A 21,663-nucleotide genomic window follows, 5' to 3' on the forward strand; every position below is an offset into this window, starting at 1 on the left:
CTAAAAAATTAGGAAATAATATGATTTTGAAGTTTAAAGAATTTTATCCAAAAATAGATTCAACTGCGTGGGTAGCACCTAGTGCTGATATTATAGGTGATGTTATTATTGGCGAAAACTCTTCTGTTTGGTTTCAATGTGTAATTAGATCAGATGTAAATAAAGTTAGAATAGGCAAAAATACTAATATTCAAGATTTATCTATGATACATACAGATACTCACACATCAACTATAATTGGAGATAATGTAACTATAGGACATAAAGTTATGCTTCATGGTTGTAAAATTGAAAATAATTGTCTTATTGGAATGAGTGCTACTATTCTTGATGATGCAATAATTGGTGAAGGTTCTATTGTTGGAGCTAACTCTTTAGTAACATCAGGGAAAAAGTTTCCACCTAAGAGTTTGATTATGGGAAGTCCTGCTAAAGTAGTAAAACAGCTAACTGATGAAGATGTAGAAGGCTTAATTAAACATGCAGGTCATTATGTAGATTATAAAAATGATTATAGCTAAAAGAGTTTTCTTTTAGCTATAAATTACTTACATTGTTTATAAGACTCTTCAAGTTTAGTGTATAAAATTTCAAAGCTTACATCTTCCATATTTTCAAGATGTGAAACCATAACTACATTATCTTCTTTTCCATTCCATTCTTTGATATATGTACCTTCTTTGTATCCATTGTCTTGTCTAAATTTATTTAAACAGTTTTTTCCAATATAAAGTTTTTGTAGCCAAGTAAATGATAAACCTGATACTTTACAACATCTAAAAAACTGATCAATAAATCTTTCAACACCACTAAATGATGGCATATTATTAGTTTCAATTGCTAAAGCTATATAAGATAGTTTTTCTGCTTCTTTTACCATAAGTTTTACATCAACTTCTGCTACAGCTTCATATATACAATGTGTATTTACTAAAGATACAGCTTTTGGTACATTTGTTTCTTGTAATATATAAGACATTAAAAAGTGCCAAATATCAACTAATTCTACATGAATATTTTGCATATCTGGTTTTGCATTAATATTTTTCCAGTGTTTCCAAGGAGTAGAATCAATTAATTCAGCAACTTCCATGTGGATACATCTAAGCCAGTTGATTTCTTTTCCAAATTTATTTCTTCCTAATTCCCAGTTTTTACCATTTGTTGAATCATTTAATTGTTTTTGTAGTAAAAACATCTCTTCTAGTTTATGAGGGAAAGATGAAGCTTCTTCTAATAGTTCAGCTAAAGGTAGACACTCTTCTACTAAATTATCTAATGTAGTGTTGTTTGGTAATTCTTTTTCACCTTTCAATAAATGAATAATTAAAGATACAGTATAAGGTACTTCATCTTTTTCTTCCCAAACTAAAACATCTGATGATGTAACACCAATATATTGTACAAAATCTTCGATTGATAAAAATCCTAAAGTTTTTATACTATCTTTTAAGTCTTTATATAACAAACTTGTCTCCTAATAATAAATAATTGTTTCATTTTTGTAATAATAGCTAATTTTGCATGAAGAGTAGATTTTGTAAAAAATAAATATTTAAAAAGTTATAAATAACTAATTATAACTTTTTCTGTTGATAAAAACTACATATACTTCCACTAGAGTTTTTTACAATAATTGAAGGAATAATTTTTGATTTAAATCCATAAGCTTTACAACCATGGGGGCTGTTTTGCTCCCATGTTACATAATAATAAATACACTTTTGACAAATAATTCTTTTTTCCATAGCTACATTTTAACAAAAATTAACTATAATAAAATTAAATTAAAAAAATAACTAAAATAACGTTAAAGGTTAGAGAATGTTTACAAACATGAGTACAGACAAAAAACTTTGGGTAAATATGATACTTACTCAAATAGGTTTTGCTTGCATTAGTATTATAGCCATTATTTCTGCATCTGATATGGTTGCTATTATTACTATAAATATAGTTTTTGCTATTTTAATTGCATTTACTACTTATGCTGCAAAAAAAAGAATCGTTGGGGGTATTTTTAGATTCAAGAAATATCTTGAAGAGATGATAAACTTTACATTTATGAGAAGTAATAGTGTTCAAAGAGCTGAATATATCAAAAAAGATGAGATAGGTCTAATTCTTCATGAAATGAATGATTATTATGATACGTTTGATGCTATGAGAAAAGCTGATATGAAAGTATTAGGTGAAATTATTTTAACTTTAAACAAGGTTGAACAAGGTATTTATAAATGTAGAGTAAAATCTGACTCTGATAACTTTATGATTAGTACTTTAAGAAAAGCATTAAATCAAATGTTAGATGTTTTAGAAGAAAATATGAATAGTTTAAAAGAAGTTTCTACATCTTATGCAAAAGATGATTTTACAAAAAAAATTGATATACCTTCATATCTAAAAGAAAATATGCTTGAAGTTATGACTAGTGTAAATATATTAGGTGATGCCTTATCAAAATCAGCAAAAACAAGTTTTGAAAATGGTGAAAAATTAAAAAATAACTCAACTTTAATGAAAACATCAATGGATAACCTTTCTTCTAAAGCAAATGAACAAGCAGCTTCTTTAGAACAAACATCAGCTTCATTAGAAGAAATCACTTCAATTACTAGAAACAATGCAAATAATGCAGCAAAAATGGCTGAACTTGGAAGTACTGTAAATAATGCAGTTTCAAACGGAAGAACTTTAGCTTCTCAAACAGCTTTATCTATGGAAGAAATTAATACAAAAGTATCATCAATTAATGAAGCAATTAGTATTATTGATCAAATAGCATTCCAAACAAATATTTTATCACTTAATGCAGCAGTTGAAGCAGCAACAGCTGGAGAAGCTGGAAAAGGTTTTGCAGTTGTTGCTCAAGAAGTAAGAAATCTTGCTTCAAGAAGTGCAGAAGCAGCAAAAGATATTAAAAGTTTAGTTGAAGATGCCAATGAAAAAGCTAATGAAGGTAAAAATATTTCTGATGAAATGATTAAAGGTTATGAAACTTTAGATAATCATATTAAAGAAACAATCTCAATTATTGAAGATGTAAGTACTTCATCAAAAGAGCAAATGAGTGGAATTGAGCAAATTAATGATGCTGTTACAATGCTTGATAGAGTTACACAAGAAAATGCTAATGAAGCAAATCAGACTACTAATATATCAAATGAAGTATCGTATATGGCAGATTTATTAGTTGAAGATGCAAAAAGCAAAAAATTTTAAACTGAATAATTAAAAGAAAAAGAAATAATTGGAGATATATTATGGCAGCAGGACAAGAAACAGTATTAGATGATTATGCTTTTTTAGTTAGTGAAACTGATGAGAAAGGTATAATAAGATTTGCAAATAACGACTTTTGTAGTATTGCAGAGTATACAATTGAAGAATTATTAGGTCAACCACATAGTATGGTAAGACATCCAGATATGCCAAGCAAAGCATTTAAATCACTTTGGGAGACAGTACAAAAAGGTGAGATTTGGACAGGTTATGTAAAAAATGCTACAAAAACTGGTGGTTACTATTGGGTTTATGCGACTGTATATCCATTTGAATCGTGCGATGGATCAAAAGGTTATATGTCTTGTAGAAGAAAAGCTAGTAGTAGTGAAATTGCAGAAGCACAAAAACTTTATGCCCAATGGAACAAAGAAGAAGGTAGAAATTAAACTTCTACCCTACTTTGTATAGCTTTAGATAAAGATAAAATATCAACATTTTCTAAACTAACACCTGTTGGAACTCCTTGGGCTATTTTAGAAAATTTGATATCTTTATTTTTTAATTTATCTTCTATAAATAAAATAAAAGCATCATTAGCAATTGATGGAGTTATAGCAAATAAAACCATCTCAACATCATTTTCATTTACAAATCTAATTAAAGCATCAATAGCTTCTTGATCTAATTCTTCTATAACAAAATATTTTCCATCAAATTGTTTTGAATCTTCGATAATAAATATATCTTTTGCACTTTGTACAATACATAACTTTGTATTATCTCTTGAATCATCTAAGCAAAATTCACATATTTCATGTTCACTCATTGAACCACATTTAACACATTTAGTTATATTTTTTAACGCATTTTCAATACTATGTGCAATTTTAATACCACAATAGTTATCATTCATTACTACATGATAAGCAAGTCTTAAAGCTGATTTTTTACCAATTGTTGGTAAAGATTCGAAAGCTTCAACTAATTCATAAAATTTTTCTAATCCTTTTTTCATAGGCGGATTATATCTTATTTTTATAATATTTTAGATAAAATCGCGAATATTAACAAATATAAAAAATTATTTAGGAGATATTTAATTGACTGAATTAGATTATTATGAAGTATTAGAAGTAAGTAGAGATGCACAAAAAAGTGAAATAAAAAAAGCTTACAGAAAAATGGCGATGAAGTATCACCCAGATAAAAATCCTGATGATGCTGAAGCTGAAGAAAAATTTAAAGCTGTAAATGAAGCATATCAGGTATTAAGTGATCAAGAAAAAAGATCAATTTATGATAGATATGGAAAACAAGGTTTAGAAGGACATGGTCAAGGTGGAGGTTTCTCAGGAGGCTTTGATGACTTAAGTTCTGTATTTGAAGAAATGTTTGGTTCTGCTTTTGGTGGAGGTTCTTCAAGAAGGCAAAGAAAATCTTATAATTATAATTTAGATATTGCAGTTGAAGTAAAACTAGAGTTTAATGAAGCAGTTTTTGGATGTAATAAAGAAGTAGATTATAAATATAAAACAGCTTGTAAACCATGTAAGGGTACAGGAGCAAAAGATGGAAAGCTTTCAACTTGTCCAACGTGTCAAGGTGCAGGTCAAGTACATACAAGACAAGGCTTTATGACATTTGCACAAACTTGTCCAACGTGTCAAGGTTCAGGTCAAGCTGTAAGTGCTTCTTGTAAATCTTGTGGTGGAAATGGATATGATGAAGTAAAAGATTCATTTAAAGTTGATATTCCAGAAGGTGTTAATGATGGAATGAGAATAAGAGTATCAAATAAAGGTAATATAGCACCAGATGGTACAAGAGGAGATTTATATTTACAAGTAAATGTAAAAGAAGATTCTCATTTTGTTAGACATGATGATGATATTTATCTTGAAGCTCCAATTTTCTTCACTCAAGTTGCACTTGGTGATAAGATTAAAATACCTGGTCTTAGAGGTGAACTTGAGCTTGAAATACCAGCAGGAGCTAAAGATAAACAACAGTTTAAATTTAGAGGAGAAGGTGTTAAATCTGTACAAGGTTACGGTAAAGGTGATTTAGTAGTACAAATTAAAATTGAATACCCTAAATCTTTAACTGATGAACAAAAAGAATTATTAGAAAAACTTCAAGAGAGTTTTGGAGTTGAAAGTAAACCTCACGAATCAAGCTTTGAAAATATGTTTGATAAAGTAAAGAAGTGGTTCTCTTAATTTAATAAGATTAATCCTTATTTAAGTATAATGCTTGAATAAGGATTAATATGAAAAATATACACTTCATAATACTTTTTCTAAATTTTATTTTAGTTAGCTGTCTTGCATCTGATGAAGTCAATTTAACAAAAGAAGAAAAACAATTTATAAAAGATAACCCTATAATTAATGTTGGGGTAGAAAAAAAGATTGCTCCATTTTATTTTAAATATGCCAATGAATATACAGGTCTTAGTAAAAAATATTTAAATATAATATCAAAAAAAACAGGTCTTGAATTTAAAGAAATAGAAGATAACTGGCAAAATATTTTAGAAAAAACTAAAAATAAAAAAATTGATCTTATACCATTAATAGTTAAAAATAAATATAGAGAATCAAATTTCATATTTTCAGATCCTTACTTAACTGCAAGAGACTATGCCTTTATCAATACTAATGATTCTACTGAATATAAATCTTTGAATGATTTAAAAGGTAAACGATTTGCTGTTGTAAAAGGATATCCTGAGATTAAATTTATGCAAGAAAATTATCCAAGTATTGAAATTGTTTATACAAATAACTTATTGGAGACAATCGATGCAGTAGTTACTCAAAAAGCAGATTTTTTTCTTTCTAATATTGCAATAGCAAATTATATGATTACTGCAAATTCAATCAATAATATAAAACCTGAATTTTATACAAATGAAATGGGAAATGTTTTACATATTGCAATTAGAAAAGACTATATTATTTTAAGAAATATTATAAATAAAGTTTTATCAAGTATTCCAATTGAAGAAAAAATTAGATTATCAAACATTTGGATGAATGAAAAATTAGATATTGTAAAATCAAAAATTAATTTTACTAAAGAAGAACAAAGTTTTTTAAAAAATAAAAGTAAACTTATAATTGCTAATGAATATGATTGGATACCTTTTGACTTTTATGAAAATGATAGACCTAAGGGATATATTGTTGATTATATTAAACTTATAAGTAGTAAACTTGGATTGGAACCAGTTTTTATAACAGATAATTGGACTCAGTTATTAAAAAAATTTAAAGAAAATAAAATTGATGTTTTGCCAGTTATTGCTTACAGTGAAAATAGAGAAAAATACTTAGAATATACCTATCCAGTATTTGAACAAGTTTTATCAATAGTTACAAAAAAATCTACAACTAATATTATTAATATTGATGACTTAAAAAATAAAAAATTAGGAATGGTTAAAGATTGGCAGCTTACAAAGGTTATAAAAAAAGAATATCCTCAAATTGAAATAGTTGAATATAAGACTTTAAAAGAAATTTTTGATGCAATTAAAAATAATTATATAGATGGGAGTATTCAAAATAATTTATTAGCAAGATATTATATTAACAAGTATTATTCAAGGGATTTAAAAATCACTTCATCTGTAATTATACCTAATTTTAAAAATGAGTTATATATAGGAGTTAGAAAAGATTTGATTATGCTAAAAAAGCTTATCAATAAGGCTATTAACTCTTTAAATCAAAAAGAGTTAGAACTATTAAATCAAAAATGGCTTAATTATGCAGAAGAAATTAACTTTACTAAAGAAGAACAAGAGTTTATAGAAAATACAACTATAAATGTTGCCTATGGTGTTGATTGGGCACCTATAAGTTTTGTAGAAAATGATAAAGCTTATGGTTTAGGTTTTGATTTTTGGCAATATATTACTAATAAAGCAAATTTAAAAGTAAACTTTGACTTTAAAAGCAATTTTACTAATGCTTTAGAGGATATAAAATATAAAAGGAATGATATTATCATTAGTACATCTAAAACTAATGATAGAAAAAAATATGCAATATTTTCAGATATTTATTACAAAGCTCCTTTAGGAATAGCAACTTTAAACAATAAAAATTATATTCCTGATGCTTCATATTTATTAAATAAAAAAGTTGGTGTAGGTAAAGACTTCACGGCATATATATTATTAAAAGAAGCATATCCTAAAATGAAATTTATTTTTTATAATGATATTAAGCAAGGGTTAGAGTATCTTTCTAATAATAAAGTAGATGTAATAGTTGATTCTATGCCTATTTTAGTTCATAATATTAAAAAATATGCATACAGTAATATAAAAATATCTGGAAGTACAGGTATTAGTTTTGATTTACAAGTGATGATTAGAGATGATTATAAAGTGTTACAATCTATAATTAATAAAGTTTTAAAAACAATGACTTCTGAGGAAAAACGAGCTATATATGATAAATGGTCAAAACTTGAATACACACAAGTCTTTGATTATTCAATTCTTTGGAAATACTTTTTGCCTTTACTTATTATAATATTTGTTATTCTTTATAAAAATAGACAGTTACTTAAATATCAAAATAGTTTAAAACAAACAAAAAGTGAATTGGAGAATACTGTAGAAAACTTTCGGGCTTTAATAAATCTTACAATTGAAGGAATATTTATTGTAAAGGGGAATAGGATTCTTTTTACAAATATAGAAGCTATAAAAATGTTTAATTTAAGTAAAAAAAAGTTAAAAGATTTAGAATTTGATTCTTTATTTAAATATGAAAATAAACAAAAATTAGATTTTATAATTAAAGAGTCTAAAACAAAAACTTATGAATTAACAGCAATTAAGAAAAATGCGAAGGTATTCCCTGTTCTTTTAAAGTCTAAAACAATTTTCTTTGAGAATAAATATTGTGATATAGTATCAGTTATAGATATGAGCGAAATAAAAAATAAAGAACAATTAATAATACATCAATCAAAAATGGCAAGTTTAGGTGAGATGATAGGTAATATAGCTCATCAATGGAGACAACCTTTAAGCTTTATATCCACTGCTGCAACAGGAATGAAACTACAAAAACAGTTTAATCAATTAGATGATAAAACTTTTAATACTACTATTGATAATATAGCACAAACTACTATGTTTTTATCACAAACAATAGATGATTTTCAAAACTATCTTAAAACTGATAAAACGAAAATAAAATTTAATCTTAGTAAAAGTATAGAAAAACTTTTAAATATTGTAAAAAGTTCTTTTTCAAATAATTTTATTGAAATGGAATTAAATTTAGATAAAGAGATTTTTATAACTTCTTATGAGAATGAATTAACTCAAGCATTGTTAAACATAATTAACAATGCAAAAGACGCTTTAAAAGATAAAGAATATAATACTAGATATATAACAATTAATTGTTTTAAAAATAAAAATAATGTATTTATAGAAGTAATTGATAATGCAGGAGGAGTAAAACCAGAATTCATAGATAGAGTTTTTGAACCATACTTTACAACAAAACATAAAAGCCAAGGAACTGGACTTGGTTTATATATGACTCATAAAATTGTAAATGAAAGTTTAAATGGAGAAATTAAAATAGAAAATATTTCTTATATATTTCAAGAAAAATCATTTGATAAATGTGCAAAAGTGACTATTAAACTTCCACTTTCATAAGAGATTAAAAACATATAGAATATAATATTCGCCATTTATTACGCTTAGAAAAGACAAAAGGAAGCACTTATGGCTAAATCTTATTTAGAATCAAATCCAGATGAAAATGGTTATTTTGGAAGATTTGGGGGTTCTTTTATTCCTCCAATGTTAGAAAAACCATTTGCAGATATTACAAAAGCTTATGCAGAGATTAAAAATTCTCCTGAATTTATTGAAGAGTTAAAATATGTAAGAAAGCATTTTCAAGGAAGACCAACTCCAATTACTTATGCAAAAAATTTAACAGCTCATTGTGGTGGAGCTAAAATATATTTAAAAAGAGAAGATTTAAATCATTCAGGTGCACATAAATTAAATCACTGTATGGCAGAGGTAATTTTAGCTAAACAGATGGGGTTTAAAAAAGTTATTGCTGAAACAGGTGCAGGACAACATGGAGTTGCCTTAGCAACAGCTGCTGCATACTTTGGTTTAGAGTGTGAGATACACATGGGGGAAGTTGATATTGCTAAAGAGCATCCAAATGTTGTAAGAATGAAAATATTAGGAGCAAAAGTAATTCCTGCTACGCATGGTCTTAAAACTTTAAAAGAAGCTGTAGATTCAGCTTTTGAATCTTATGTAGCACAAGCTAATAATGCTATTTATTGTATTGGATCAGTTGTTGGGCCTCATCCTTTCCCTATGATGGTAAGAGATTTTCAAAGTATTATAGGAATTGAATCAAAAGAGCAATTTTTTGAGCATGAAGAAAATTTACCTGACAATGTAATAGCTTGTGTTGGTGGAGGATCAAATGCAATGGGAATCTTTGCAGGTTTTATTGATGATAAAGAAGTAGAACTTTATGGTGTTGAACCTATGGGTAAAGGAGAAAAACTAGGAGAACATTCAGCTTCATTAACTTATGGAGAAGAAGGAATTATGCATGGATTTAATTCAGTAATGCTTAAAGATGAAAAAGGTGAACCAGCTCCTGTTTATTCAATTGCATCTGGTATTGATTACCCATCAGTTGGGCCTGAACAAGCACACTTAAATGATATTGGAAGAACAAAAGTAGGACTTTGTAATGATACACAAGCTATAGATGCTTTCTATAAATTATCTCAACTTGAAGGAATCATTCCTGCATTAGAGTCTGCCCATGCAGTTGGTTTTGCTATGCAATTAGCAAAACAACTTCCAAAAGATAAAACAATTTTAGTTAATTTATCAGGTAGAGGTGATAAAGATATTGATTTTGTTGTAGAAAACCACCCTATTCCTAATGCTAAATTCTAATAAAAACTAAAAAAGAAATTTATTTCTTTTTTAGTCAAAAATAGTTTACCTAACATAATATATCCCTAAAAAATCTAATAATACTAGTAAAAATATATTTACTAAAATCAAAAAGTCATATTAAAGTCATTTTAGGAAGAGATAATTTTGGATATTTATTTAGGAGAACATTATGAAAAAATGTCTTTTTTTAATCTTAGGCTTATGCACGGCTTTATTTTCTTACACTACAGTTAGTGAGTCCAATCAAGAAATTATTACCAATATGTTGTCGCAACAACAAAATGGGAATAGTCATTTTGGTGACTTATTTGTTTTTTTACAAACAAAACTTTTTGAAAATGCTTACTTGTCAATTATTATAATTGTACCTTTAGTGTTTTTAATCCACTATTTAATTATTGGGCCAAAAAAGTTTAAACATGATGGTAAAAAATATTATGTATTTACTCTTTTTAATAGAATAGTTCATGGTATTGCTGCTATTTCTTTTATTATAATTATACCTACAGGTCTTATTATGATGTTTGGATCTACTTTTGGTGGAGGAGAGTTTGTAAAAGCTTGTAAAGAGCTTCATGCTGTTTCTACAGTATTATTTATGATTAGTGTTGTACCAATGTTTTTAATGTGGCTTAAAAATATGCTATTTACTGCTGAGGATGTAAAATGGTTTATGATTTTAGGGGGATATTTATCAAAAGAGAAAAAACCAGTTCCTGCAGGTAAGTTTAATGCAGGGCAAAAAATGTGGTTTTGGGTATGTACTTTAGGTGGAGTTGTTATGATTTTTACAGGTGCAACTTTATATGTACAAGATTTAAATTTAGCAGTTTTAACAATGTTTGGATTAACAAAAATTGAGATGTTAAGATTATGTATAATTGCTCATAATATTGTAGGACTTGCTATGACAGCTTTATTTTTTACTCATATTTATATGTCAATTTTTGCTATTAAAGGTGCTATTGCTAGTATAATTAATGGCTATAAAGAAGAAGAGGAAATGGCTATTTTACATAGTTCATACTATAAAGAAATTCAAAAAGATAAGAAATAAATAAAGTTTCCACTTTTGTGGAACTTTATTTTTTTATACTCCTTCTTTCATGTCTAATCAAATATAAACCTGAAAAAATCACAATCCCTGCTCCTGTTATTGTCAATGAATCTGGAAGATGGTTAAATATTAACCAACCTAGTATTGAAGCACTTATTATTTCAAGATATTGAAAAGATGCTAAACTTGAAGCTTTAGAATAAAAGAAAGCTTTTGATACAAGAAGTTGAACAATTGTAGTTATTATTCCTAATAATAGAATCAACCACCAATCGTTAAGTTTGATTTGGTTAAAACCAAATGAATCTATATCTAAGAATTCACAAATGATGATAATAATAGATAAAATCGATGTAGATAATATTCCAATAAAAAACTGTAAACTTTTATTATTTGATTTGGTTGATACTTGTCTTAAACTTATTAAATATAAGGCATAAAATATTGCTGATACAATAGGAAAAAAAGATGCCATTCCATAAGCTGACCAGTTGGGTCTAATTATGATTAAAGTTCCAATTAAACCTATTATTACAGCTACTATGTGGTTTTTTTGAAGTTTTTCTTTTAAAATGATTACACTAAGAAGTGTTAAAACTAAAGGTTCAATAAAAAATAGTGCTATATTATTTGCTAAGGGTAGATATTTTAATCCCCAAAATAAAAATACAATTGAAGCACTAATAAAAAAACTTACGAAAATATACTTTTTTTTAAATGCAGATATTTTGTATTTTAAGATAAAAGATAATATTAATAATATTATAGCTTGAATAAAAAACCTAAGCCATGCTATTTGAATAATAGTATAAGATGATGATAACCATTTTGCTATGGCATCACTAAAAGGTAGAATTAATACAGCTAATACCATAAAAAATATACCTTTTAGATTTTCTTGATTTTGATTATTGATAGTATTTTGCATAAGAAATTATAACAAAATATAATTTTATAAAGCTTTTATTTTTCTTTGATAAAATATTAAAATACAAGGAAGGAATATGAAACTAGAATATGCAGGATTAAAACCAATTATTAGTGAACATGGTATCTCTTTTAAAGATGGAAAAGAAGATAAATTTAAATACTTAAAATATGCAGCAGAACTTTTAGAAGCATTTGATCATGAATATAAAAGAAAAACTAACTATAGTCATGAATTAAAAGAGCAAAGGCTAAATTCTGATGAGATATTAAATATAATATTAAAATTTCATCCAAATATTGAAAACACAATGAATAAAGAGATTGATTCATATTTAGAACATTTAGATGAAGAAGAAAAAAGTGTGCAAAATAGAGCTTCTCTTTCAGAATTAGAAAAACAAGCTTATATAAATAATCTTAAAATAATGCGAAACTATAAAATACAAAGAGCAAAAAATAAAATATTTTATTTTCATTGTATTGAAACAATTGTTGAGTTAATTATGCAGCATGGTATAAAAAATATAGAAGTTCCTTTTAATGAAAGGTTTTGGCATATTTTACAAACTATTGAAGGTAATTTATCATTACATAAAATATCAAGTGATATAAAAACAATAAAAAAAGATGAAACTCTAAAAGCAATTTTAAATATAGATATCTATATTGCTAATAAGTAAGCTTCATTGAGCTTACTTTTTATAAACTTACAAAATACAAATACAAAAAATTAAATTATAAAGTTAAACTAACAATATAAAATTAAAAGGATTCAATAATGAATACAATTTTATCTATAGCAGGAAGTGATAGTGGTGGTGGAGCTGGTATACAAGCAGATATTAAAAGTTCTTTATATCACAATGGATTTATGACTACTGCAATTACAGCTATTACAGCACAAAATACTCAAGGTGTTCAAGGTGTTGTGGCTTTAGAACCAAGTTTTGTTGAAAAACAAATACAATCAGTAGCAAATGATTTTGATATCAAAGCAGTTAAAATTGGTATGTTAGGTTCTCCTGAATTAATAGAGGTCGTAAAAAATTATATTTGTAAACTAGATATTCCAATAGTTTTAGATCCTGTTGCTATTTCAAGAGCCAATGCTAAACTTTTAGATGATTCTTGTATTCAAAACCTTAAAGGTCTTTTTCCTTATGCAACATTAATTACTCCCAATAAATATGAAGCAAAGGAGTTTTTTGGGGTTGAACAAATAGAAGATATTTTATCATGCGAAAATTATGGAACAAATATTTTATTTAAAGATATTGAAGATAATACTGATTTTGCAGTAGATGTTCTAAAAACAAGTGATGGAAAACTAGAGTATTTCCAAACTAAAAGAGCAAGTGATTTAAATACACATGGAACAGGTTGTTCTTATAGTGCCAGTATTGCTACATTATTATCTCAAAATAACAATCTTAAAGAAGTAATAAAAATTTCAAAAGAGTATATATATCAAGCTATCAAAAATGCTCCCAATTTAGGTAAAGGAAATGGTCCTATAAAGCATAATTTAGAAGGCTTTACTGAAATATAATAAAGGATTTATTATGTCTAAAAATATATGGATAATTGGTGCTAGTAGTGGAATTGGCTATGAGCTTACAAAACTTTTTTTACAAAATGGCTATACAGTAATAGCTAGTTCAAGAGCTGCTAAAGAGTGCCATGAATTAAAAGGATTAAAGTCTTCTTTTAAACAAACTTTATACTTAAAAAATATTGATGTAGAAGATAACTCTTCTATAAAAGAAGCTACAGCTTATGTTTGGCAAAAATTAAAATATTTAGATATTTGTATTTTTAATGCAGGAGTTTATGAGTTAACATCAGTGGAAAAGTTAAATATTCAAGATTTTGAAGAAATGACTAATATAAACTATTTAGGTGCTGTTAGACTTACAAATATAGTAAGTAAATATTTCCTTTCTCAAGGCTTTGGTAGGTTTGTTTTTAATGGAAGTTTATCAAGTTATTTTGGTCTACCAAATGCGGCAGCTTATGGTGCTAGTAAAGCTGCACTTGTAAATTTTGCTCAAGCAATACAACCTGAACTTATAAAGAAAAATATTGAAGTTCAAATAATAAATCATGGTTTTGTAAAAACAAAGTTAACTAATAAAAATAATTTTGAAATGCCTGAACTTATGAATAGTAATGAAGCTGCTTTAAAAATTTTTCATGAATTAAGTAAATCTTCTTATAAATTTGAAATTAAATTTCCATATAAATTGTCATTTTTTCTTACATTATTAAGGCTATTGCCATATAAAATATCTTTAGCAATAACGAAAGGATTAATAAAATGAATTACTCAAAACAAATACAAAACTATGCGTTATTTTTTGAAAATTTAAATAAAGATATTTCTTTTTTTGAATATAAAAATATTTTTAGTGATGATGTTTATTTTGAAGATCCTTTTCAAAAAACTAAAGGTATTCAAGCTATATATAATATTTTTAATGAGATGTATAAAACTATCGATGAACCAAGATTTCTTGTAAAAGAGATAATTCAAAATGATGATATTGCTTATTTACAATGGAACTTTATGTTTAAATATAAAAATAGCAAGAATATGGAAAGCTTTACAGGAGTTAGTAGAGTACAATTAGATAGTCAAGGTAAAGTTATTTCACATATTGATTATTGGGATGCTGCTTCAAATATATATGAAAAAATTCCTGTATTAAAATCTATCTTACGATTTATAAAAAATAAAATAAAAGCATAAATAGAATAGTTTTCTATAAAATGACAAAATACAGCTATTAAAAGTAATTAATAGTTGTTATTATTACTTCAACTAAAATATTTAAGTGTCCTTGTGAGTGTAAAATTATTTATTATTTTGCTATGTTCTCATTATTACATTCAAAGCCTTTAAAGTCAGTCCAAATTGTTAAGCTTAAATATTTTAGTAATCTTGTACGAAGTAGCTCGTACTTGTAACAGTTTCCAGCAAAACTGTGTAGCCTCAACTGTTGAATACTATTTTAAAAATACTAACATATATAAAGTATTCAACAGATGTTTAAAATTAAATTAATAAATCTAATTTTTTATAAAAGGAAGATAATATGAGAATAGCAGTTCTAGGAGCAGGTATTAGCGGTTTAGGAAGTGCATATCTTCTAAGTAAAAAACATCATGTTGATTTATATGAAAAAGAAAATCGGCTTGGTGGTCATGCAAGAACTACACAAGTTGAAGAAGATGGTAAAAGATTTGGTGTTGATACAGGTTTTTTAGTTTTTAATTATGAAACATATCCTTTACTTACAAAACTTTTTGATATGCTTGATGTTAAAATAGAAAATAGTGAAATGAGCTTTGGTTTTTGGGACAAAGATAAAAACATAGCTTACAATGGAAACTCTCTTTCAGGATTATTTTTTCAGAAAAAAAATATTTTTAATTTTTCACATTATTTTATGATAAATGATATAATAAAATTTAATAAAAAAGCTAATAAAGACTTAGAAACAAATAGTTATGATTTAGATAAAACTTTAGGGGATTATCTAAAACCTTATGGTAAAGCTTTTAAACAAAGATATATTATTCCTATGGGAGCTTCTATTTGGTCTACTCCAAGTAATAGTATGAATGACTTCCCTGCAAGAACTTTTTTACAATTTTTTAAAAATCATGGTTTATTAGGTGTTACTACTCATCATCAATGGCTTACTGTATCAAATGGAAGTATAAATTATGTAAATAAAATTAAAGAAAATATTTCAGGCCAAATATTTTTAAATGCAAATATAAAAAAGGTTGAAAGAAAAAAAGATGGTGTCTTTATAACTTTTGAAAATAATGAAATTAAAGTTTATGATAAAGTTGTTTTTGCTATGCATGCTCCTGATGTTTTAGAGCTTTTAGCTGATGCAAGTTTAAATGAAAAAGAGATATTAGAAGCTTTTAAATATAAACAAAATGATGCCCTACTTCATAATGATAAAAAAGTTTTATATCCAGATAAAAATATCTATGCTGCATGGAATTATAAAACATCTACAAAAAATAATAACGCAGTGACTTTATCATATTGGATTAATACATTACAAAATTTAAAAACGAAAAAAGATTATTTTGTATCTTTAAATGAGTTAAGTAATGTTGATGAAGTAATAGAGAAAATCTCTTATTCTCATCCTCAATTTAATACAAAAGCAATTGAAGCACAAGATAGAAGAGCTGAAATAAATGGAGTAAATAATACATATTTTGCAGGTGCTTATTGGAGATATGGATTTCATGAAGATGGTCTTTGGAGTGCAAATACTATAGCTTCAAAGTTTGGATGTGAGCTATGAGTTCAAATTTTTTTTATGATGGAGTAATATACCATAAAAGATTTCTCCCAAAACAACATGATTTTAAATATAAATTTTTTATGTTAGATATTGATATAAATAATTTAAATAAAGAAAAAAGTAAACTTTTCTCATATAATAAATTCAATCTTTTTTCTTTTAAAAGTAAAGATCACTTTGGAGGGAAAAAAGATTTTTTAGAAAACATAGATGAACTTTTAAAAAAATTTGATATCAAAAAACCTACTAAAACTAGATTTATAACACTTCCTAGAATTATGAATTTTGTATTTAATCCTATTAGTTTACTTTTAATAATTAATAAAGATGAAAAGCTTGACTTTATTTTAGCAGAAGTTCACAACTATAATGGAGGAAGAGTTATATATCCTATAAAACTAAGTCATAGAGGACATAATTTATATAGAGGTGAAATACCAAAAGATATGTATGTTTCGCCCTTTTTTAAAAGAGATGGTTCTTATAGTTTTTTATTTAGATACGACAAGTCAAATGTGGCTTTAAAAATAGATTTATTTGAAGAGAATAAAAAAATGCTAACAGCATCTTTTAGTGGAACTCCGCTTCAGTTCTCAGACAAAAATATTATAAAACTATTTTTAAAGCACACTTTTTTAACTTTTTTTGTAGTTACAAGAACTTTATGGCAGTCTTTAAAACTTTATAAAAAAGGTTTGAAATTTAATAGTGTAGAAGATATAGATACAAAAAGGAGATATTAAAATGAAAAAGCTATGGCATAAGTTTGGTGATTCTTTTTTCTCAAAATTAGAACAAGGAAACTTGAAAGTACAGTTCCCAAATAATGAAATAAAATATTATGGTTCAAAACAAGAAAAAGAAGTATTTTTGAAATTAAATAGTTATAACTTCTTTTTAAAAATAGCTTTATACGGAGATATAGGTTTTGCTGAGAGTTATATGGATGAAGAGTTTGAAACAAATGATTTAACAAAGTTAATTCAAATAGCTTTAATAAACTCCGATAACTTAGGGGTAAAAAGTGAAGATAATAAAAACAATTTTTTTATAAATATTTTACCTCATTTTAATAAAGTAAAACATTTTTTAAGAAAAAACTCTAAGAAAAACTCAAGAAAAAATATTTCTAAACATTATGATTTATCAAATAGTTTTTATAAATTATTTTTAGATGAAACGATGATGTATTCAGCTGCTATATTTGAAAATCCTGATGAATCACTTTATGAAGCACAAAAAAGAAAAATCACTCATTTAGCAAATAAATTAAATATAAAAGAAGGTGATAATGTACTTGAAATAGGTTCAGGTTGGGGATCAATGGCAATACATTTAGCAAAAGAAAAAAAGTGTAAAGTAACGACAGTTACTTTAAGTACTGAGCAAAAAAAACTATGTGAACAAAGATTTAAAGAAAATAAAATTGAAGAAAGTATTGATATCTTTTTAAAAGATTATAGGGACTTAAAAGGGAAATATGATGCAATAATTGCAGTTGAAATGTTTGAAGCAGTAGGACGTGAGTATTTTGATATTTTTTTCAAAAAATGTGAGAAGCTTTTAAAACCAAATGGCGTATTAGCTTTACAGATTATCACTATGCCTGATAATAGATATGAAACTTATTCTAAGGGTACAGATTTTATACAAAAGTATATTTTTCCAGGAGGACATTTACCTAGTGTTTCAAGAGTCCTTAAAAGTACAAGTAAACACACAAGATTGAATCTTTTGAATTTAGAAGAGTTTACAGAAGATTATGCCAAAACTTTAAATCTTTGGTATGAAAATTTTAATAAAAAAATTAAAGAAATCAAAGCCTTAGGTTTTGATGATTATTTTATTAGAATGTGGAAAATGTATCTAAATTATTGTGAAGCAGCATTTTTAACAAGAAATGTAAATTTGGTACAAGTAGTATTTACAAGAGATCAAAACATTTATTTAAATAAAGGCTTAATTGCTTAGTAGTTGTAAAAGCTATAAGTGGTAAAATAACAAATCAGTAAAAGGAATTTAAATGTTTGATTTATCAACAATGAGACAAGAATATATGACAAAAGGCTTAGATATAAATGATTTGGATTCATGTCCTTTCAAGCAATTTGAATTGTGGTTTAATCAAGCTTTAGAAGCTAAATTAATAGAACCAAATGCTATGAGTGTAAGCACAGTTGGTCTTGATATGAAACCATCAATTAGAACAGTTTTATTAAAAACTTTTGATACAGATGGTTTTGTTTTTTTCTCAAATTATAAAAGTAAAAAAGCTAAACAAATTGATGAGAATCCTTATGGAGCTGCACATTTTGCATGGTTGGGATTAGAAAGACAAGTTAAAATTGAAGGGAAAATAGAAAAAATCAGTAAAACTGCTTCTATGAAATATTTTTTATCAAGACCCAAAGGAAGTCAATTGGGTGCTTGGGTATCTCATCAAAGTGAGGTTATCAGCTCAAGAAGTTTACTTGAAGCAAAATTTGATGAAATAAAAAATAAATTTTCTAAAGGAGAAATTCCTTTCCCTTCTTTTTGGGGTGGATATATTTTAAAACCTGAAATAATTGAGTTTTGGCAAGGTGGGAAAGATAGGCTTCATGATAGATTTGAATATAGATTAAATGAAGATAATAGTTGGGAAATAAATAGACTAGCACCATAGGAGTTTAAAATGAGTTGTGTTTGTAATAAAAATTTTTGTATTGAAAACAGTGAAGGAAAAGTTCATTTTATCACAATAGTTCCAGAACTACTTTTTAAATGTAGAGATCTTTTAAAAGATATGAATAACTTTACTCAAGAAGAGAATATTTGTAGTTTTGATATTAAAAATGTAAGAAGTTTTTTTGAAAATAAAGTTGATTTTTTTGATGAACATTTTACTTTATTTGAACAAAAAGAGATAAAAGTATTTATAGAAACGAAAAATGAACTTTTAAGTATATCTTCTGTATTAAAAGCAAAATCTTTAAATATTTATTTAAACTTTATAAAAGACAATAGTTTTTTTGAAATTTTAGAAAGTGAAACCTTAACTACACATTTTCAACCAATTGTTGATTTAAGAAGAAATAAAATATTTGCTTATGAGTGTTTGACAAGGGGTGTTTTACCAAATGGAAAACTAATGTACCCTAATGAACTTTTTGAAAAATCAAATAGAAATGATACAAATTTTAGACTTGATAAATTATGTAGAGAATCAGCTTTAAAAACAGCAGCTGTAAAAAAAATAAATGCAAAAGTATTTATAAACTTTATTCCAACTGCAATTTATGATCCAAAATTTTGTTTACAAAGTACAGTAAAATGGGCAAAACAACTTGAACTAGATCCTAAGAATATAGTTTTTGAAGTAGTTGAAACTGAAAATGTAGAAGATAAAGTACATTTAAAACAGATATTAAACTACTATAGACAACAAGGATTTAAGATAGCTTTAGATGATGTGGGAGAGGGATATTCTTCTTTGAATATGATTATTGATATAAAACCAGATATTATAAAAGTTGATAGAAATATTATAGATGGTATAGATAAAGATGAATTAAAACAATCTGTATACAAAGCTTTACAGTCTCTTTGTATTGATAATGATATTGAAATTTTAGCTGAAGGAATTGAAACCCAAGAAGAACTGGATACAGTAAAAAAACTTGGGGTTGATTATGCACAAGGTTATTTTTTCGCAAGGCCTAGTTCAGAACCTGTAAGAAGAATTTTCTAATGCAATATTTTTTGATATATCCTCATCAGTTATTTAAAAAAACTGATGAGTTAAAAGATAAAAAAGTCTTACTTATTGAAGAGCCATTATTTTTTACTCAATATAAATTTCATATACAAAAACTTGTATTACATAGAGCTTCTATGAAATTTTATGAAAATTATTTAAAGCAAAAAGGTTTTGATGTAGAGTATTTTGAAGATGAAAAGTATCTACAAAAATATATAAATGAAGAGATTTTTATGTATGAACTTTTTGATGACTATTTAGAAAAAAAAGTTTACAAAAACTTTAAAAATATTACTACAGTTAAAAACCAAAACTTTTTACATCCAAATGATAAATCAAAATTTTTACATCACTTTTATATGAATAGAAGAAAAGAGCTTAATATTTTTATGGAAAATGGCAAACCTTTATATGGTAAATATAGCTTTGATAGTGAAAATAGAAAGAAATTACCTAAAGATATTTTTGTACCAGCCACATTAGCTTACGAGAATAAGTATATTCTTGAAGCAAAAGAGTATTGTAAAAAGTTTAAAACAATAGGAACTTGTGAAACTTTTAATTACCCTACTTCTTTTTCTGAGGCTTCTTTACAATTGGACTATTTTATAAAAGAAAAATTTGAAAACTTTGGGGATTACCAAGATGCAATAACAAAAGATGAAAACCTAATATATTTATTTCACTCAAATATTTCTAGTAGTTTAAATATAGGACTTTTAAGTTTAGAAGATGTAATAAATAAAATCAAACAAGCAAATGCTCCTTATAATGCCAAAGAAGGTTTTATTAGACAGATTATTGGATGGAGAGAGTTTATGCTTAAAATCTACGAAGATGATGGAGTAAAACTTAGAAATTCAAACTTTTTTAATTTTAAAAACAATATGCCAAAAGCAGTTCTTGAAGCAAAAAGTGGTATTTCTATACTAGATGATGTAATAAAAAAAGTTAATAAAACTGCTTATGCTCATCATATAGAACGACTTATGATTTTAGGTAATATATTTTTACTTTTAGAAATAAAGCCAAATGATATTTATGAATATTTTATGCAAAATTATATTGACGCTTATGATTGGGTAATGGTTGGAAATGTATATGGAATGAGTGGCTTTAGTGATGGAGGAAGTATAACAACTAAACCTTATATAGCTAGTTCTAATTACCTTATAAAGATGAGTGATTATTCTAAAAAAGAGCCTTGGTGTAAAATAGTAGATGGTTTATATTGGAGGTTTTTACATAAATACTCACATCTTTTTAAAGATAATCCTAGAATGAAAATGCAAATTGCACTACTAAATAAAATGTCAAAAGAAAAACTAGACTTACATCTAAAAACAGCAAATGAATTCTTAGATACATTATATTACAAAATGTAATATTTTTA

The 21,663-nt window shown here is 26.1% G+C and carries 21 protein-coding genes; 17 read left to right on the top strand and 4 right to left on the bottom strand.

The annotated features are described in order from the left end of the window. Nucleotides 1–20 precede the first annotated feature (20 nt). The gene (locus ACH5BH_RS02380) at nt 21–521 is read left to right on the top strand and encodes a gamma carbonic anhydrase family protein (protein ID WP_404304048.1); all 501 of its coding nucleotides are present in this window, start codon (nt 21–23) and stop codon (nt 519–521) included. Nucleotides 522–544: 23 nt separating this feature from the next. On the opposite strand, the gene ACH5BH_RS02385 is transcribed toward ACH5BH_RS02380, so the two are convergent. After that, nucleotides 545–1,468 (bottom strand): dUTP diphosphatase, encoded by a 924-nt coding sequence (locus ACH5BH_RS02385; protein ID WP_423297315.1) that lies wholly within the window; start codon nt 1,466–1,468, stop codon nt 545–547. A gap of 109 nt (nt 1,469–1,577) precedes the next feature. Beyond that, nucleotides 1,578–1,748 (bottom strand): uracil-DNA glycosylase, encoded by a 171-nt coding sequence (locus ACH5BH_RS02390; RefSeq protein ID WP_404304046.1) that lies wholly within the window; start codon nt 1,746–1,748, stop codon nt 1,578–1,580. A gap of 76 nt (nt 1,749–1,824) precedes the next feature. On the opposite strand from ACH5BH_RS02390, the gene ACH5BH_RS02395 reads away from it, so the two are divergent. Then, entirely contained in the window at nt 1,825–3,222 is a 1,398-nt protein-coding gene (locus ACH5BH_RS02395) for a methyl-accepting chemotaxis protein (protein WP_423297316.1), read from the top strand. 41 nt (nt 3,223–3,263) lie between these two features. After that, nucleotides 3,264–3,671, top strand: coding sequence for a PAS domain-containing protein (locus ACH5BH_RS02400; protein WP_423297317.1), 408 nt, complete (start codon nt 3,264–3,266; stop codon nt 3,669–3,671). On the opposite strand, the gene recR is transcribed toward ACH5BH_RS02400, so the two are convergent. Continuing rightward, nucleotides 3,668–4,240 carry a recombination mediator RecR gene (gene recR / locus ACH5BH_RS02405; RefSeq protein ID WP_404304043.1) on the bottom strand — a complete coding sequence of 191 codons (573 nt, stop codon included), beginning with the start codon at nt 4,238–4,240 and terminating at the stop codon, nt 3,668–3,670. The two genes, ACH5BH_RS02400 and recR, sit on opposite strands and share 4 nt — an antisense overlap. An 85-nt stretch (nt 4,241–4,325) precedes the next feature. Between recR and dnaJ the strand changes: the two genes are divergently transcribed. The 4 genes from dnaJ to ACH5BH_RS02425 all read left to right on the top strand — a co-directional run bounded on the left by dnaJ (nt 4,326) and on the right by ACH5BH_RS02425 (nt 11,267). Next, nucleotides 4,326–5,444, top strand: a complete 1,119-nt coding sequence (gene dnaJ, locus ACH5BH_RS02410) for a molecular chaperone DnaJ (RefSeq protein WP_423297318.1) — start codon at nt 4,326–4,328, stop codon at nt 5,442–5,444. Between the two features lie 50 nt (nt 5,445–5,494). Continuing rightward, a complete protein-coding gene (locus ACH5BH_RS02415; protein WP_423297319.1) occupies nt 5,495–8,920 on the top strand; it encodes a transporter substrate-binding domain-containing protein in 3,426 nt (1,141 codons plus the stop codon). A gap of 69 nt (nt 8,921–8,989) precedes the next feature. After that, nucleotides 8,990–10,207, top strand: a complete 1,218-nt coding sequence (trpB, locus tag ACH5BH_RS02420) for a tryptophan synthase subunit beta (protein ID WP_423297320.1) — start codon at nt 8,990–8,992, stop codon at nt 10,205–10,207. 172 nt (nt 10,208–10,379) lie between these two features. Further along, nucleotides 10,380–11,267, top strand: coding sequence for a formate dehydrogenase subunit gamma (locus tag ACH5BH_RS02425; RefSeq protein ID WP_404304039.1), 888 nt, complete (start codon nt 10,380–10,382; stop codon nt 11,265–11,267). 25 nt (nt 11,268–11,292) lie between these two features. On the opposite strand, the gene ACH5BH_RS02430 is transcribed toward ACH5BH_RS02425, so the two are convergent. Then, nucleotides 11,293–12,195, bottom strand: coding sequence for a DMT family transporter (locus tag ACH5BH_RS02430; RefSeq protein WP_423297321.1), 903 nt, complete (start codon nt 12,193–12,195; stop codon nt 11,293–11,295). A 76-nt stretch (nt 12,196–12,271) separates the two neighbouring features. Here ACH5BH_RS02430 and ACH5BH_RS02435 point away from each other — a divergent pair, with 76 nt between their 5' ends. The 10 genes from ACH5BH_RS02435 (at nt 12,272) to ACH5BH_RS02480 (ending at nt 21,655) form a co-directional block, all read left to right on the top strand. Continuing rightward, entirely contained in the window at nt 12,272–12,877 is a 606-nt protein-coding gene (locus ACH5BH_RS02435) for a hypothetical protein (protein ID WP_423297322.1), read from the top strand. 98 nt (nt 12,878–12,975) lie between these two features. Next, the gene (gene thiD, locus ACH5BH_RS02440) at nt 12,976–13,746 is read left to right on the top strand and encodes a bifunctional hydroxymethylpyrimidine kinase/phosphomethylpyrimidine kinase (protein WP_404304036.1); all 771 of its coding nucleotides are present in this window, start codon (nt 12,976–12,978) and stop codon (nt 13,744–13,746) included. A 13-nt stretch (nt 13,747–13,759) separates the two neighbouring features. Continuing rightward, complete coding sequence (locus ACH5BH_RS02445) at nt 13,760–14,518, top strand: SDR family NAD(P)-dependent oxidoreductase (protein ID WP_404304035.1); 759 nt, start codon at nt 13,760–13,762, stop codon at nt 14,516–14,518. Next, nucleotides 14,515–14,946 (top strand): nuclear transport factor 2 family protein, encoded by a 432-nt coding sequence (locus ACH5BH_RS02450; RefSeq protein ID WP_404304034.1) that lies wholly within the window; start codon nt 14,515–14,517, stop codon nt 14,944–14,946. The genes ACH5BH_RS02445 and ACH5BH_RS02450 overlap by 4 nt, the downstream gene beginning before the upstream one ends. 346 nt (nt 14,947–15,292) lie before the next feature. Beyond that, entirely contained in the window at nt 15,293–16,531 is a 1,239-nt protein-coding gene (locus tag ACH5BH_RS02455) for an NAD(P)/FAD-dependent oxidoreductase (RefSeq protein WP_423297323.1), read from the top strand. Beyond that, on the top strand, nt 16,528–17,274 hold the full coding sequence (locus ACH5BH_RS02460; RefSeq protein ID WP_404304032.1) for a DUF1365 domain-containing protein: 747 nt from the start codon (nt 16,528–16,530) through the stop codon (nt 17,272–17,274). The genes ACH5BH_RS02455 and ACH5BH_RS02460 overlap by 4 nt, the downstream gene beginning before the upstream one ends. Nucleotide 17,275: 1 nt before the next feature. Next, nucleotides 17,276–18,502, top strand: coding sequence for a class I SAM-dependent methyltransferase (locus ACH5BH_RS02465; RefSeq protein ID WP_423297324.1), 1,227 nt, complete (start codon nt 17,276–17,278; stop codon nt 18,500–18,502). A 52-nt stretch (nt 18,503–18,554) separates the two neighbouring features. After that, a complete protein-coding gene (gene pdxH, locus ACH5BH_RS02470) occupies nt 18,555–19,196 on the top strand; it encodes a pyridoxamine 5'-phosphate oxidase (protein ID WP_404304030.1) in 642 nt (213 codons plus the stop codon). Nucleotides 19,197–19,205: 9 nt separating this feature from the next. Beyond that, the gene (locus ACH5BH_RS02475; protein ID WP_423297325.1) at nt 19,206–20,261 is read left to right on the top strand and encodes an EAL domain-containing protein; all 1,056 of its coding nucleotides are present in this window, start codon (nt 19,206–19,208) and stop codon (nt 20,259–20,261) included. Beyond that, a complete protein-coding gene (locus ACH5BH_RS02480; RefSeq protein ID WP_423297326.1) occupies nt 20,261–21,655 on the top strand; it encodes a cryptochrome/photolyase family protein in 1,395 nt (464 codons plus the stop codon). The genes ACH5BH_RS02475 and ACH5BH_RS02480 overlap by 1 nt, the downstream gene beginning before the upstream one ends. Nucleotides 21,656–21,663 lie beyond the last annotated feature (8 nt).

Source organism: Arcobacter rhizosphaerae (assembly GCF_049472155.1).
GTDB lineage: Bacteria > Campylobacterota > Campylobacteria > Campylobacterales > Arcobacteraceae > Arcobacter_B.

Bases quoted from the DNA above. Each gene is read 5' to 3' on its own strand.
- ACH5BH_RS02425 (WP_404304039.1), top strand. From the start codon at position 10,380: ATGAAAAAATGTCTTTTTTTAATCTTAGGCTTATGCACGGCTTTATTT.
- ACH5BH_RS02435 (WP_423297322.1), top strand. From the start codon at position 12,272: ATGAAACTAGAATATGCAGGATTAAAACCAATTATTAGTGAACATGGT.
- ACH5BH_RS02430 (WP_423297321.1), bottom strand. From the start codon at position 12,195: ATGCAAAATACTATCAATAATCAAAATCAAGAAAATCTAAAAGGTATA.
- ACH5BH_RS02390 (WP_404304046.1), bottom strand. From the start codon at position 1,748: ATGGAAAAAAGAATTATTTGTCAAAAGTGTATTTATTATTATGTAACA.
- ACH5BH_RS02415 (WP_423297319.1), top strand. From the start codon at position 5,495: ATGAAAAATATACACTTCATAATACTTTTTCTAAATTTTATTTTAGTT.
- ACH5BH_RS02460 (WP_404304032.1), top strand. From the start codon at position 16,528: ATGAGTTCAAATTTTTTTTATGATGGAGTAATATACCATAAAAGATTT.
- recR (WP_404304043.1), bottom strand. From the start codon at position 4,240: ATGAAAAAAGGATTAGAAAAATTTTATGAATTAGTTGAAGCTTTCGAA.
- ACH5BH_RS02455 (WP_423297323.1), top strand. From the start codon at position 15,293: ATGAGAATAGCAGTTCTAGGAGCAGGTATTAGCGGTTTAGGAAGTGCA.
- ACH5BH_RS02450 (WP_404304034.1), top strand. From the start codon at position 14,515: ATGAATTACTCAAAACAAATACAAAACTATGCGTTATTTTTTGAAAAT.
- thiD (WP_404304036.1), top strand. From the start codon at position 12,976: ATGAATACAATTTTATCTATAGCAGGAAGTGATAGTGGTGGTGGAGCT.
- ACH5BH_RS02395 (WP_423297316.1), top strand. From the start codon at position 1,825: ATGTTTACAAACATGAGTACAGACAAAAAACTTTGGGTAAATATGATA.
- ACH5BH_RS02465 (WP_423297324.1), top strand. From the start codon at position 17,276: ATGAAAAAGCTATGGCATAAGTTTGGTGATTCTTTTTTCTCAAAATTA.
- ACH5BH_RS02475 (WP_423297325.1), top strand. From the start codon at position 19,206: ATGAGTTGTGTTTGTAATAAAAATTTTTGTATTGAAAACAGTGAAGGA.
- ACH5BH_RS02400 (WP_423297317.1), top strand. From the start codon at position 3,264: ATGGCAGCAGGACAAGAAACAGTATTAGATGATTATGCTTTTTTAGTT.
- pdxH (WP_404304030.1), top strand. From the start codon at position 18,555: ATGTTTGATTTATCAACAATGAGACAAGAATATATGACAAAAGGCTTA.
- ACH5BH_RS02480 (WP_423297326.1), top strand. From the start codon at position 20,261: ATGCAATATTTTTTGATATATCCTCATCAGTTATTTAAAAAAACTGAT.
- ACH5BH_RS02445 (WP_404304035.1), top strand. From the start codon at position 13,760: ATGTCTAAAAATATATGGATAATTGGTGCTAGTAGTGGAATTGGCTAT.
- trpB (WP_423297320.1), top strand. From the start codon at position 8,990: ATGGCTAAATCTTATTTAGAATCAAATCCAGATGAAAATGGTTATTTT.
- ACH5BH_RS02380 (WP_404304048.1), top strand. From the start codon at position 21: ATGATTTTGAAGTTTAAAGAATTTTATCCAAAAATAGATTCAACTGCG.